Here is a 13,502-nt window from a genome sequence, read left to right as displayed (position 1 = left end):
GGGCCCGCCAGTCACGGCGAGCCCTTTGTTCGTTTCTGCCTGCTTTCGGCGAGGCGTCAACGTCCTCCGGTGAGGGCGCTGCTTTCCGGGGTGCACAGGATGGTGGCGATCTGCTGGGCCGCTTCGAGCTGGGGAGGGGTCATCTGCCCCTTCATCCTGGCGAGGTTGTCCCGGGCGTCGGTCGCGTTCTGGGCGGCGGCGAGAACGGTCCAGGCGTAGCCCTTGATGGAGTCCTTGGAGGTTCCCTTGCCTTCGAACAGCATGGCGCCGAAGCGGCACTGGGCCTCGGGGTGGTCCTGTCTTGCCGCGCGGAAGAGCCATTTTGCGGCCTGGGCGTAGCTCTCCACCACGCCGTCGCCCCGGCTGTACAAAAGCCCCAGCCTGTACTGGGCCTCGCTGTGGCCGCTGTTGGCGGCCTTTTCGTACCATCTGGCGGCCTCGGTGGGGTCGCGGAGCAGCACCTTGCCCTCGTAATAGGCTTGGCCCAGCTGGAATTGTGCGTCAGGGTCCCCGGCGGAGGCTCGCTGTTCGATCTTTTCCAGTCCCAGTCCATCCCGGGAGAGGGCGCGGATGCTCCGAGTTTGCAGGACCAGCTGGCCGAAGGGGCTGGAGAAGACGAAGGACTGGGTGCAGAGGGTGTCGAATTCTGCGCTTGTTTGGTCTCTCATGATGATCCGTCCGTGGGCCCGTCCGCTGCAGGGCGACTCGAAACAGGAATCGTCGAAGCGGCTGAACTCGATGGCCTGGACCTCGCCGATCAGCACCCCCCCCGCCGCGGTGAAGGTCTTGTTGACCCGGCCCGCAAAGAACCCGTCGTTGTTTTCGATCTCCACCTGCAGTTCGGAGCCGTCCTGGCGCTGGACCTTCCAGGGGTCCGCTGCGGCCGGGCCGGCCAGCAGGGCGAGGACGCCCGCAATCAGTAGCAAATGTGCCTTCATCGATCTCCCTCGTCCGTCTTTGGAGCTGCCTGCATGCAACCACGGCCTGTCGCAGGTGGCGACAATCTCTCCATCGAAAGTATTGCTAAATGTTAACATCGGACATCGCTTCCTGCAACTCCGGGCGGTTTCGGGACTGCAGGGGGGGCGGCCCGGGAGGGGGCCTTGCAAAGCGCCCCGATTCTGGTTAGCTTGAAACAGGCAGGGGTATTTTGTCACCGCAAAGGGGGTGCCTCAATGATGATTCATGCTGTGCTGAAGGACGGCACGACGGTGAAGCTCTATCCGCGGGTTTTGGATCACTATCTGGAGTCGCGGCGGGTTCTCTTCTTCCAGCGCTCCGGCGGATGGGTCGTGGTGGGGCGGGACACGATCCGGGGGGAACCGGGGCAGTCCTTCCAGGGGCGCGAGCGGCGCCAGCACCGGGCGGTCTCGCTGCACTGACGGTGCCGCCGCGACCTCGCTGAAGTCTTACGGGGACCTCCCTCCCGCAACCGTGCGCCCTCTCTTTGCGTCAGGGGGGGGAGGCGTTCGCTTCGTGGCTTTCCCTGTGCCCCCGTTTCCACCCTTCGTTTGATGGCCGGCGGCGCGCTTTCGACCGAAGGCCGCCGGTTCGCTCCTTCTCCCTCCCAGCCCCCGTCCCGGGGGCAAAATAGGTTGAATCAAAAACCGAAATCGTGTAATTTGAAATTTGTTTGTTGTCCTGGTGTCGATCCGCTTTTCTTGGGCTGATGCGGCCCCTTTTGGCGGTAATGAAACCGGCCCGCGTTGCGGGTCCTGGAAAGAGAGGCGGTCATGGCGGAGCGCAGGGTTGCTCTTGTGACGGGGGGCAGCAAGGGGATCGGCGCGGCCATCGCCCTACAACTGGCCCGCGACGGGTTCGACATCTGGCTCAACTACCGGTCCGACCATGACGGCGCCTTAGGGGTCGTCGCCGGGGTAGAGGCTGCGGGCGGGGCGTGCCGACTCCTTCCCTTCGACGTCGCCGACCCTCAGGCGGCGAAAGACTCCCTCGATCCCCTTCTCGAGGAGGCGACCCCCTACGCCCTGGTGAACAACGCCGGTTTCGCCAGAGACGCCCTGATGATCTGGATGAAGCAGGAGGAGTGGCGGGACGTCCTCTCCGTCCACCTGGACGGTTTTTTTCACGTGACCAAGCCCGTTCTCAACCAGATGCTGAAGAAGAAGACGGGGCGCATCGTCAACATCGTCTCCACCTCGGGCGAGAGCGGCATGCCGGGGCAGGTCAACTACTCGGCCGCCAAGGCGGGCCTGATCGGCGCTACCCGGGCCCTGGCCGCGGAGGTCGCCAAGCGCAACGTGCTGGTCAATGCCGTCTCCCCCGGCTTCATCGAGACCGAGATGCTCGACGAGCTGCCCCGGGAGCGAATCCTGCCCATGATCCCCCAGGGGCGGGTGGGGCGGCCCGAGGAGGTCGCCTCGGTGGTCGGTTTTCTCTGTTCGGCGGGCGCCGGGTACATGACCGGCCAGGTCCTTTCGGTCAACGGCGGAGCATTTATGGGCTGACGCCCCCCTCCCGTCCCAACTCTTCCCTCAGAGTCTGTCCGACGGTTTTCCCCAAGCGATTGTCGAAGGTTTTCATGTACAGAGTCGCCATCACCGGTATCGGAATCATCTCCTGCCTGGGCTGCGACCTTCAGACGGTCGGCGAGGCCCTGCGCCTTGGCCGGTCGGGGATCGTGGTGGACAAGGAGCGCCTGCGGCGCGGTTTTCGCAGCCCCCTGACCGGAGCGATCACCGGCTTCGATCCCGCGGCGGTGCTCGCCCGCAAGCAGCGCAAGACGATGCCCGAATTCGCCGTGCAGGCTTACGCCGCCTCTCGCGACGCCCTGGAGATGTCGGGGCTGGCCCCGGAGCAGATCGAGAGCGACCGCACCGGCCTGATCTTCGGCTGCGACTCCAGCTGCATCGCCGCCGTGGAGCAGGTGGCCCTGCTGGAGGAGCGGGGGGAAACCCGGTCGATCGGCAGCGGCATGGTCTTTCGCTCCATGACCTCGGTCGTCACCATGAACTTGAACACCCTGCTGCGCACCCGCGGAGCCTGCTGGTCGATCAGCTCCGCCTGCTCCAGCGGCGGCCACGCCGTCGGCCAGGCCGCCGACCTCATCGCCCTGGGCCGTCAGGACCGGGTCGTCTGCGGCGGCGCCCAGGAGATCAACTGGGAGTCGATGTGCTCCTTCGACGGCCTGGGGGCCTTCTCCGCCCGGGTCGACGATCCCGCGGCGGCCTGCCGCCCCTTCGACGCCGGCCGCGACGGCCTGGTGCCGAGCGGCGGGGCCGCGGCCCTGGTGCTGGAGCGCTACGACCTGGCACGGGAGCGGGGAGCGGAGATCCTCGGCGAGGTCTCCGGCTACGCCTTTTCCTCCGACGGGGAGAGCATTTCGGTGCCCAACCGGGACGGGTTGCGGCGGGCCATGGGGCAGGCCATCGGGGCCGCGGGACTCGCCCCGGCCGACATCGACTACGTCTGCGCCCACGCCACCTCGACGCCGGCCGGAGATGCCGCAGAGGCGGACAACATCGCCGCCGCCTTCGGAGACCGGACCCCTCCGGTCTCCTCCCTCAAGTCGATGACCGGCCACGAGCTCTGGATGTCCGGTGCCTCGCAGGCGGTCTACACGACGATCATGGCCCGCCAGGGCTTCATCGCCCCCAATCTCAACTTCCGGGAACCCGACGCCCACTCGGCCCGGCTCGACATCGTGACCGAAACTCTCGACCGTTCGCCCCGGCGGGTGCTGTGCAATTCCGCCGGGTTCGGGGGGACCAACTCCTGCCTGGTGCTGAGGTTCGACCGGTGAAGTTCGACTGCGTGATCATCGGCGCAGGCGCCGCCGGGATGAGCGCCGCCCTGATCCTGGCCCGCGCCGGCCAGAAGGTCGCCCTGGTGGAGAAGGCTGCCCGCACCGCTCCCGTGCTGCGCGGCTTCCGGCGCCAGGGGGTGCAGTTCGACACCGGGTTCCACTACACCGGGGGGCTGGGCGAGGGCGAACCCCTCGATCTCTTTTTCCGCCACCTGGGGCTGGCGGGGCGCCTCGAGAAGAAGGCCTACGACCCCGACGGGTTCGACGTGATCCGGGATGCAGGGCGGGGGGGGGATTCGCCTTCCCCTACGGCTTCGAGCGGTTGCGGGCGCGGCTCGCCGAGGCCTTTCCGGCGGCGCGCGGCGCTATCGACCGCTATCTCGCCGAGATCGAGGCCGTCTGCGAGCGCTCCCCCTATCTGAGCCTGAAGGGCGGGGTCGATCGGAGCCGGGACCGGGGCGGCATCTACGGCCCGAGCCTGCGCCAGGTTCTCGACGGGCTGACGGGCGACGCCCGGTTGAAGGAACTCCTCTGCCACCACGCGATCCTTTACGGCGTGGCGCCCGAGGAGATCCCCTTTGCCCGCCATGCCTGCGTGGTCGGCCCCTTCTACCGCTCGGTCTACGGCCTGAAGGGGGGAGGCCTCAGCCTCGTCGCGGCCTACGACGCCGCCCTCGCCGAGGCCGGGGTAAAGGTCTTCTGCGGCCGCGGCGCCCGCGCCATCGAGGCCGGCAGCGCCGGCGGCCTGCGGGGGGTGCGCCTGGAGGACGGGGAGGTTCTGGAGACCCGCTGCTGCATCGCTACCGTCCACCCGCGGAACTTTCTCGAGATGGCCCCCGAGGGGCTCTACCGGCCGGCCCTGCGCCGGCGCCTGGAGGACCTCGGCGAGTCGCAGGGCGCCTATCTCTTCTATGCCCGCTGCAACGGCCCTCTGCCTCAGCTGGAGGGGCGTAACCTGTACCTCGTCCCGGGCCCGCCCGTGGCCGGGCAGGGGACTGACCTCCTCTACCTCGCGGCGGCCGCCGAGGGGAACGGCCTGGTGGCGGTGTGCCCCGCTCCCCCCGAGTGGACCGATCCCGCCACCGGACGGACCGAGGGGTACGCCCGCTTCAAGGAGGAGGCCGAAGCCCGGGTCCTGAGCCATATCGAGGCGGGGTGCCCGGAGCTGGCGGGGCGACTTCAGATGGTCGCCAGCGCCACCCCCCTGACCCTGCGCGACTATGCCCATACCCCCGCCGGGGGACTGTACGGCGTCAAGCACATGATCGGCCAGTACAACCCCCTGCCGGTGACCAAGGTGGAGGGACTCTACGTCGCCGGCCAGGCGGTCGTCGCTCCGGGGGTCCTGGGCGCGGTCCTGTCGGCTTTTTTGGCCTGCGGCACCATTCTCGGCCACGAACGGCTTGTGGAGGAGGTGCGGGGATGCGCCTGAGGCGGGTGGTGATCACCGGCCAGGGGGCGATCTCCCCTTTCGGCTGCGGCGTGGAACCCCTCATGGAGGGACTGCTGGCCGGGCGCAGCGCGGTGCGCGTCCTTCCCGAACTGGAGGGGGTCGGAGGCCTGCGCACCCGGGTCGGAGCCCGGGCCGCGGGGGTCGACCCGCGACGGATCGAGCGCCGTTTCCGCCGCTCCATGTCGCCGATGAGCGTCTTCGCGACCCTGGCCAGCGAGGAGGCCCTCGCCCAGGCCGGCCTGGGCGCCGAAGAGCGGGGCGACGGGCGGACCGGGGTGGCGATCGGGGCCACCGTCGGCAGCACCGTCACCAACGAGGCGTTTTTCGCCGACTACTTCCGCGACCGCAGCCTGGAGCGGATGAAGTCGACGATCTTTTTCCAGATCATGAATCACTCCTGCGCCGCCAACGTCGCCCAGGCCCTGGGGATCACCGGCCGCCTGCTCGCCCCCTCGGCGGCCTGCTCCACCGGCTGCCAGGCGGTCGGCTACGGCTACGAGATGATCGCCTTCGGCAGGCAGGAGCGGATGCTGTGCGGCGGGGCCGACGAGTTCCACCCCCTGACCGCGGCGACCTTCGACGTCTTCAACGCCGGTACCACCGGCTACAACGACCGCCCCGAGGGGACTCCGCGCCCCTTCGACCGGGACCGGGACGGTGTCGTCTGCGCCGAGGGCGGCGGGGTCCTGCTCCTCGAAGAGCTGGAGACGGCCCGGAGGCGGGGCGCCCCGATCCTCGCCGAGGTCGTCGGCTTCGCCACCGTGGCCGACCCTGAGAGCATCGCCAACCCCAACCGCCAGGCGATGGAGCGCTGCATGAGCCTCGCCCTGGAGGACGCCGGCCTGGAACCGGCCGAGGTGGACTATCTCAACGCCCATGCCACCGCCACCGTCCAGGGGGACGTGGCCGAGAGCGAGGCGATCGCCGCCCTCTTCGGCGAACGGGTCCCGGTGAGCAGTCTCAAGGGGCACATGGGGCACACCATGGCCGCCAGCGGCGCGTTGGAGCTGACCGCGACGGTGGAAATGCTTCGGCGGGGGGTGCTGGTGCCGACCCGCAACCTCGAGCGGATCGACCCGGCCTGCGCAGTGGTGAACCACCTGCAGGGCGGGCCGGTGGAGGCCCCCCTCGAGGTGGCCGTCAAAAACAACTTCGCCCTCGGCGGGGTGAATTCTACGATTATCGTAAGGAGATACGCAGCATGACCGAGCAGGAGATCATCAATCTCGTCAACACTTCCCTCGCCGAGGAGTTCGAGCTCGACCCGGAGGAGATGACGCCCGAGGCGACCATCTTCGACGACCTGGGCCTCGACAGCCTGGACATCGTCGACATGGTGATCGTCCTCGAGGGGGCCTTCGGGTTCAAAATTCGCGAGGAGGAGGCGATCCGCAACATCCGCACCCTCGGCGACATCAACGCATTCGTCGCCGGCAAGCTCGCCGGGCAGGGGTAGTGATTGTCCGCCGCTGAGCCGCGGGGGGGGCGCTTTCGCCCGGCGGCCGTGCTGATGAACCTGACCGTCTACCCCCTCCTGGTCCTCTGGACCCTCCTTGGCTTCGTTATCTTCCTCCCCCTGCTGGCGCTCTTCAAGGTGTTTGCCGGGTGGGAGACGGGGCGCATCGTGCGTCTCTGCATCTGGATTTACGGCCGCGGCTGGCTGGTCATCATGGCCCCTTTCGTGCGCTTTTCGCGGCAGGGGTTCGAGGGGGGCGGGATTCGCACCCCGGCGGTGCTGGTGGTCAACCACCTGTCGTTCTTCGACACCTACTGCATGGGCCTGCTCCCCTTCTCCGACGTAACCTTCGCGGTGCGCGCCTGGCCCTTCAAGATGCTCTGGTACACCCTCTTCATGCGCCTGGCCGGGTACCTGAACGTGGAGCGGGCCGGCTGGGAGGGGGTCGGCGCCGACGCCCGGGAGGTCTTCGCCCGCAGCGGCTTCCTCCTCTTCTTTCCCGAGGGGCACCGCAGCCGGGACGGCGAGCTGCAGCGTTTCTACACCGGCGCCTTCCGCCTGGCGGTGGAGGAGGGGGTGCCGGTCGTCCCCCTCTGCCTCTCCGGCACCGGCGAGCTCCTCCCCCCGGGGCGCCTCTGGCTGCAGCCCGCCCGGGTGCGCCTCAAGGCTCTGGCGCCGGTCGACCCCGCCGGCTTCGAGGGGCCGGCCGGGCCGTCGGCGATGCGCAAGGCGGTCAAGGCGGCGATGGAGAAGGAGTTGCGCGCGATGCGGGGGATGACAGGCAGCCGATGAGTTCCGTGGCCACATATTCCGATCTGGCTTTTCGCTCCCCCGAGGCGATCCGGGAGGTGCAGTACATGCTCCTGCGCCGCCACCTGTGCTACCTGGCGGAGCGCTCGCCCTTCTACCGGGAGCGTTTCGCCGCCCTCGGGATCGACCCCGGCGCGGTTCGGGGGGCCGCCGACCTCTCCAGGCTCCCCCTGACGACCAAGGCCGACCTCGAGGAGCACAACCGGGCGTTTCTCTGCGTTCCCGACGCGGAGGTCCTCGACCTGTGCCTGAGCTCGGGGACGACCGGGGCGCCGGTGGCCATGGCCCAGACCCGGTCGGACCTGGAGCGGGTCGGCTACAACGAGGAACTCTCTTTTCGGGCGGCCGGCATCGGCCCCGGAGATCGGGTCCTTATCGCCGCCGCCATCGACCGCTGCTTCATGGCCGGGCTGGCTTACTTCACCGGGCTCAACCGGCTCGGCGCTACCGCCATCCGCGGCGGCTCGAGCAGTTTGCCGGTCCTGGCCCAGCTGGTGCGTCGGTTCCGGCCGACCGCCGTGGTCGGGGTGCCGACCTTGATGCTCGCCCTCGCCGAGGTCTTGCGGGCCGAGGGGGATGACCCGCGCCGGGCGGGGGTGGAGCGGTTGGTCTGCATCGGCGAGCCGGTTCGCCGCCCCGACCTCTCCCTGTCGGCCCTGGGGGAGCGCCTTCGGGACGGGTGGGGCGGGAATGTTTTCGGCACCTACGCCAGCACCGAGATGGCGACCACCTTCGCCGACTGCGCCGAGGGGCGCGGTGGGCACACCCACCCCGACCTGGTGGTGGTGGAGGTCGTCGACGGGGCGGGCCGGCCCCTGCCGCCGGGGGCGAGCGGGGAGGTTGTGGCCACCCCCCTCGGCGTGACCGGGATGCCGCTGCTGCTCTTTCGCACCGGGGACATCGCCGCGCTCCATCCCGGCCCCTGCCCCTGCGGGCGCAACGAGGCCCGCCTCGGGCCGATCCTGGGGCGCAAGAGCCAGATGCTCAAGGTGCGCGGCACCACCGTTTATCCCCCGGCCATCGCGAGCGCCCTGCAGGAGCTTGAGACGGTGCGCGGCTACTACATCGAGGCCTACGACCCCTTCGAACTCTCCGACCGCATCCGGGTCGTGGTCGGCACCGACGACCCCGACCTCGACCCCGCCGCCGTCGCCGGGCGCATCGCCGCCCGCATCCGGGTCAAGCCGGAGGTGGTTTTGGTCTCTCCGGATGAGGTGCGGACCCGGACCCTGCAGGAGGGCAAGCGCAAGCCCGTCACATTTTTCGACTATCGCACAAAGAGCGGCCGGCCTCCGGAGACGCCCGCCGCCAGGAAGGACACCCGATGACCGAACGTCCCACCAAGATGCTCAACGGCGCCGACCTGACGGTGGAGGAGATCGTCGCCATCGGCGTCGGCGACCTGCGGGTCGGCCTCGATCCGGCCGCTATCGAGCGCTGCCGGGCGAGCCGCCTCTTCCTCGAGGAGGAGGTGGCGGCGCGGCGGGTCATCTACGGGGTCAACACCTCCTTCGGGCCGATGTGCAACAAGATCATCGACGACGGCGAGATCGAGGCGCTCCAGGTCAACCTGATCCGCAGCCACGCCGCCGGCCTCGGCGAGCCGCTCAAGGATTACATCGCGCTCGGCGTCCTCGCGGTGCGCCTCAACACCCTCGTCAAGGGCTACAGCGGGGTGCGGGTCGAGCTCCTGGAGTTCATGGCCGGGATGATCAACCGGCGCATCGCCCCCTACATTCCCGAGTGCGGCTCGGTCGGCGCCTCCGGCGACCTCATCCACCTCGCCCATATGGCGCTGGCGATCATCGGCGAGGGGGACGTCTACCACCGCGGGGCCCTGCGCCCGGCGGCGCAGGTCTACGCCGAACTCGGCCTGGCGCCGATGCGCCTCTCCTTCAAGGAGGGGATCGCCCTCATGAACGGCACCAGCGCCATGACCGCCCTTGCCGCCTTCGCCCTGTTCGGGGCCAAGAAGCTGCTGCGCCTCTCCTGCGTGACCGGCGCCTTCTCCCTGGAGATCTTCGGCGGCATCGACGACGCCTTCGACGAGGACCTTCACCGGGTCAAGCCCCATCCCGGCCAGCTCGAGGTCGCAGAGACGATCCGCCGGCTCTACGCCGGATCGGGAAACATCACCCTGCGCCGGGACATGCACGAGCTGATTCGCGGCCAGCAGAGCGACGGCCCGGTTTTCGAGACGAGCATCAACGTGCAGGACGTCTACTCGGTGCGCTGCACGCCCCAGGTCCTCGCCCCGATCGCCGAGGCGATCGAAGCGGCGACCCGGACGGTGGAGACCGAGGCCAACTCCAGCAACGACAACCCGATCATCATCCCGGAGAAGCGCAAGGTCATCCACGGAGGCAACTTCCACGGCCAGAGCATCGGCTTCGTCATGGACTCCCTGTGCATGGCGCTGGCGACCCTCTGCAACCTCTCCGAGCGGCGCATCAACAAGTACCTCGACAAAAACCTCAACGAGGGGCTTCCCGAGTTCCTGATTCCCGGCACTCTCGGCCTGACCATGGGCTTCATGGGGGCGCAGTACCTGGCCACATCGACGACCGCCGAGAACCGTCAGCTCGCCGGTCCGGTGAGCACCAACTCCATCTCCTGCAACGCCTCCAACCAGGACGTGGTGAGCATGGGGACGGTGGCCGCCCGCAAGGCCTTCAAGTCGGTGAGCAACGCCAAGCACGTCGTCACCCTCGAGGTCCTCGCCGTCCTTCAGGCTCTCTCCTTCCGCAACGCCGACACCCTCGGGCGGGGCACCGGGCGCATCTACGGACTCCTGGCGAAGGAGTTCACCCTCTACGACAACAAGGGGATTTTCCACGAGGAACTGGTGAAGTTCCGCAAGCTCCTCTTCTCGAGCCAGATCTTCGACGACCTCTCGGCGTACTGGGCCGGTGAAGAAGGGGGGACGCCATGAGCGGGTCCGACGCCCTTTCCCTGCCGGCCGAAGAGTTCCTTCCCCACCGGGCGCCGATGCTCCTGGTGGAGACCCTTTCCGACTACGCCGACCTGGCGGGGACCGTCGAAACGACCGTCGCCGAGGGCGGCCTGCTGCTAGACGACTCCGGCTGCCTCGAGCCGGTGGCCCTGGCCGAGTTGCTGGCCCAGGCCTTCGGCGTGGTCAAGGGCCACGCCGACCGGCTCGCCGGGCTCGAGGTCCGGGAGGGCTTCCTGGTGGGGATCAAGAAGGCCGAGTTCCTCCGCCCCGTGCGCGCCGGCGAGGCGTTGCGGATCGCCGTGCGCACCGTCGCCACCCTGGAAGGCTTCACCGTCGCCGAGGGGGAGGTGCTGAGCGGCGGCGAAACCGTCGCCTCCGGGAGCATCAAGATCTGGGTCCCGAAGCGGGCGCTGTCGACGGGGGAGGGGGCATGAAGGGGGTCCTCCTTGTCCTGATCCTGCTGCTGGCCGGCCCCGCCTGGGCCGCGCCGCCGCCCCAGGACGCTCCCGGGCTGGAGCGGGTCCTTGCGGGCCTGGAGCAGGCCGCCGCCGGGGTCGAGACCCTGGCCGCCGACTTCGTCCAGGAGAAGCGCCTTGAGATCTTCGCCGAGGTCCTGACCTCCCGCGGGCGCTTCTACTTCCAGCGGCCCGACCGCCTGCGCTGGGAGGTGACCGAGCCGGTCGCCTCCGGTTTCGCCCTGGAGGGGGGGAAGGGCCGTCGCTGGCACGAGCGCGCCGGGGACGCCGAGGAGTTCGCCGTCTCCCGGGAGCCGGGAATGCGCCTCGTCGCCGAGCAGCTCCTCGCCTGGGCCCGGGTCGACCTGGCCTGGCTTGCCGAGCGCTATCGCATCGCCCTGCTCGCCGAGGCTCCGGTGACCCTCGAACTGACCCCCCTGGCGACCGGGGCGCGGGACTACGTCGACCACCTGCGGATCGTCTTCGCCGCCGACCGCCGCCACGTGCAGAGCGTGGAGTTTTTCGCCGGGGACGGGGACGTCACCCGCATCCGTTTCGTCGAGGCGGTGGTCAACGGACCGCTGCCCGCCGGGCTGTTCTGAGGCGATGCCTGTCGGGACGCTGATCTCAGCCGCCTACCGCCGCTGGAGCCGCCGCCGGCCGGCGCTGCTCGGGGTCTGCCTGGCGACGGTCCTGCTCGGCTTCGTCGGTCTCTCCACGGTCGAGGTGCGGGAGGACGTCGAGGCGCTCCTGCCCGACCGGGGCAGCGATGTGGCCGCCGATTTCCGGCTGCTTCAAAAGGCTCCCTTCGCGCGCAAGGTGCTGGTCAACCTGAGCTCCGGAGGCGACCGGGAGGCCCTGCTGGCGGGGGCCGACCGTCTCGCCGCCGCCATGGGCCCGCCCTACTTCAGCGCCGCGGCGAGCGGCCCGGCAGCGGCGCGGCAGAGCGGGCTCCTTCCCTGGCTGACGGAGGCGCTGCCCAACCTGGCCACGGCGCAGGATCTCGCCGCTCTCGAGGGGCGGCTGGACCCGGAGGCCCTGGAGGGCGGCCTGCAGAGAGGCTACGCCCGGCTCCTCTCCCCGGAGGGGATGCTGGTCAAGAAACTGCTGCGGCGCGACCCCCTGGAGACCCGGACCCTCGCTCTCGAGAAGCTGCGCTTTCTGAACCCGGTGGAGAAGGCGCGCCTGGAGGGGGGGAGCTTCCTGAGCGCGGACGGGGACAACGCCCTCGTCGTGGCCGAAACCCCGGTGCCGATCACCGACTTCGGAACGAGCCGCCAGCTCCTCGACCGTTTCGAGGAACTGGCGGAGAAGGCCCTTCCCGGCGGGGTGCGGGCCGAGCTGATCAGCGGCCACCGCTACACCGTGGCCAACGCCGAGGCGATCCAGGGGGACCTGGCGCTGGTGCTGGGGGTTTCCGGCCTCTCCATCGCCGCCCTCTTCCTCCTCTTCCTGCGAAGCTGGCGGGCGCTCTTCGTCTTCGCCGTGCCGGTCTCGGTGCTAGGCCTGGCCGCCATGGCGACCGCCCTGGTCTACCCGGCGGTCTCGGGGGTCACCATCGGCTTCGGGGCGGTGCTCCTCGGGATCACCGTCGACTTCGCCCTGCACGTCTATTTCGCCCTGCGCCACGGGGGCCCCGACCGGGCCGCGGTGCTGGAGCGGGTCAGCCGGCCGCTGCTCTTCGGGGGCCTGACCACTCTCGGGGCCTTCGCCGTGCTGCTTTTATCCGACCTGCCCGGGCAGCGCCAGCTGGCGGTCTTCTCCCTGGCGGGGATCGCCGCGGCGCTCCTTCTCTCCCTCTTCGCCCTGCCCCATCTGGTCGGCAGCGCCGGGGAGGAGGGCGTCCGCCGCACCCTGCGTCTTCCGTCCCCTGGACGGCGAGGGCGCCGGGCCATCGTCGCCGTCTGGGTGGTTCTGCTGGCCCTGGGCGCCTGGCAGGGGACCCGGCTCCATTTCGACGGCAGCCTGCGCAGCCTCGGCTCGGTTCCCGCCGACCTGCGCGCCGCCGAGGACGGGCTGCGCAACGCCTGGGGCGATCTGCGCGGCCAGGCCATGCTCTTCGCCGAGGGGAACGATCTGGAGGGGGCCCTGCAGGTCAACGACCGGCTCTTCGCCGGGCTGCTCCGGGATTTTCCCGACGCGCGCATCGTCAGCCTCGCCCCGCTGCTGCCGTCGGAGGCCACCCAGGAGGCCAACCGCCGGGGCTGGGTCGATTTCTGGAGCGGGAGGCGCGAGCCGCTGCGGGCCGGGCTCGACAGGGCGGGGGCGCCGCTGGGCTTTTCGCCGCGGGCTTTCGACCCCTTCTTCGCCGCATTGGAGGAGGCGCCACCGCCGGTGACCCCCGGAGACCTGCGCGCCGCCGGGCTCGGCGAGCTGCTCGACGCCATGCTTCTGGAGGGGGAAGGGGTTGTGCGGCTCCTCACCCTCGTCCCGGACGACCCCGAGCTGACCGCCCGGTTCGCCGGGGGAGGGCAGCTTCCCGAGGGGGTGCGCCTCGTCTCCCAGAGCCGCTTCGGCGACGCGGTGGGGACCGCGGTCGGCCGCGACTTTCTGCGTTTCATCGTCCTGGCCTGCCTGGTGGTGACGGCTCTTCTCGCCCTGCTCTTTCGCAG

14 protein-coding genes are annotated in these 13,502 nt (G+C 69.7%); 13 read left to right on the top strand and 1 reads right to left on the bottom strand.

Annotation, left to right across the window (positions count from 1 at the left end; all coding sequences use genetic code 11):
* Positions 1-56 precede the first annotated feature (56 nt).
* Positions 57-938, bottom strand: coding sequence for a tetratricopeptide repeat protein (locus C0617_RS13250; RefSeq protein WP_291317514.1), 882 nt, complete (start codon positions 936-938; stop codon positions 57-59).
* Positions 939-1,175: 237 nt separating this feature from the next.
* Here C0617_RS13250 and C0617_RS13245 point away from each other — a divergent pair, with 237 nt between their 5' ends.
* The 13 genes from C0617_RS13245 to C0617_RS13185 all read left to right on the top strand — a co-directional run.
* Complete coding sequence (locus tag C0617_RS13245) at positions 1,176-1,382, top strand: GSU3473 family protein (protein WP_291317513.1); 207 nt, start codon at positions 1,176-1,178, stop codon at positions 1,380-1,382.
* Between the two features lie 351 nt (positions 1,383-1,733).
* The gene (fabG, locus tag C0617_RS13240) at positions 1,734-2,465 is read left to right on the top strand and encodes a 3-oxoacyl-ACP reductase FabG (RefSeq protein ID WP_291317512.1); all 732 of its coding nucleotides are present in this window, start codon (positions 1,734-1,736) and stop codon (positions 2,463-2,465) included.
* A gap of 74 nt (positions 2,466-2,539) precedes the next feature.
* Positions 2,540-3,760: a beta-ketoacyl-[acyl-carrier-protein] synthase family protein gene (locus C0617_RS13235; RefSeq protein ID WP_291317511.1), complete on the top strand. Its 1,221-nt coding sequence runs from the start codon at positions 2,540-2,542 to the stop codon at positions 3,758-3,760.
* Positions 3,757-4,185 carry an FAD-dependent oxidoreductase gene (locus C0617_RS13230; RefSeq protein ID WP_291317510.1) on the top strand — a complete coding sequence of 143 codons (429 nt, stop codon included), beginning with the start codon at positions 3,757-3,759 and terminating at the stop codon, positions 4,183-4,185. The genes C0617_RS13235 and C0617_RS13230 overlap by 4 nt, the downstream gene beginning before the upstream one ends.
* Positions 4,086-5,195, top strand: a complete 1,110-nt coding sequence (locus C0617_RS13225) for a hypothetical protein (RefSeq protein ID WP_291317509.1) — start codon at positions 4,086-4,088, stop codon at positions 5,193-5,195. The genes C0617_RS13230 and C0617_RS13225 overlap by 100 nt, the downstream gene beginning before the upstream one ends.
* Entirely contained in the window at positions 5,186-6,421 is a 1,236-nt protein-coding gene (locus C0617_RS13220) for a beta-ketoacyl synthase N-terminal-like domain-containing protein (protein ID WP_291317508.1), read from the top strand. Before C0617_RS13225 ends, C0617_RS13220 begins: the two co-directional genes overlap by 10 nt.
* The gene (locus C0617_RS13215; protein WP_291317507.1) at positions 6,418-6,672 is read left to right on the top strand and encodes an acyl carrier protein; all 255 of its coding nucleotides are present in this window, start codon (positions 6,418-6,420) and stop codon (positions 6,670-6,672) included. The genes C0617_RS13220 and C0617_RS13215 overlap by 4 nt, the downstream gene beginning before the upstream one ends.
* 3 nt (positions 6,673-6,675) lie before the next feature.
* Entirely contained in the window at positions 6,676-7,464 is a 789-nt protein-coding gene (locus tag C0617_RS13210) for a lysophospholipid acyltransferase family protein (protein ID WP_291317506.1), read from the top strand.
* Positions 7,461-8,810, top strand: a complete 1,350-nt coding sequence (locus tag C0617_RS13205) for an AMP-binding protein (RefSeq protein ID WP_291317505.1) — start codon at positions 7,461-7,463, stop codon at positions 8,808-8,810. The genes C0617_RS13210 and C0617_RS13205 overlap by 4 nt, the downstream gene beginning before the upstream one ends.
* Positions 8,807-10,414, top strand: coding sequence for an aromatic amino acid ammonia-lyase (locus C0617_RS13200; RefSeq protein ID WP_291317504.1), 1,608 nt, complete (start codon positions 8,807-8,809; stop codon positions 10,412-10,414). The genes C0617_RS13205 and C0617_RS13200 overlap by 4 nt, the downstream gene beginning before the upstream one ends.
* Positions 10,411-10,869 (top strand): hypothetical protein, encoded by a 459-nt coding sequence (locus C0617_RS13195; RefSeq protein WP_291317503.1) that lies wholly within the window; start codon positions 10,411-10,413, stop codon positions 10,867-10,869. Before C0617_RS13200 ends, C0617_RS13195 begins: the two co-directional genes overlap by 4 nt.
* Positions 10,866-11,492: an outer membrane lipoprotein carrier protein LolA gene (locus C0617_RS13190; RefSeq protein WP_291317502.1), complete on the top strand. Its 627-nt coding sequence runs from the start codon at positions 10,866-10,868 to the stop codon at positions 11,490-11,492. Before C0617_RS13195 ends, C0617_RS13190 begins: the two co-directional genes overlap by 4 nt.
* A gap of 4 nt (positions 11,493-11,496) precedes the next feature.
* Positions 11,497-13,502: MMPL family transporter (locus tag C0617_RS13185; RefSeq protein WP_291317501.1), on the top strand; the 2,006-nt coding region annotated here is incomplete at its 3' end.

Origin of the sequence: Desulfuromonas sp., from assembly GCF_002868845.1 — a bacterium.
Lineage (GTDB): Bacteria > Desulfobacterota > Desulfuromonadia > Desulfuromonadales > BM501 > BM501.
Note: the sequence above shows the minus strand (reverse complement) of the source record. Positions and strands in the feature narration are given on the sequence as shown.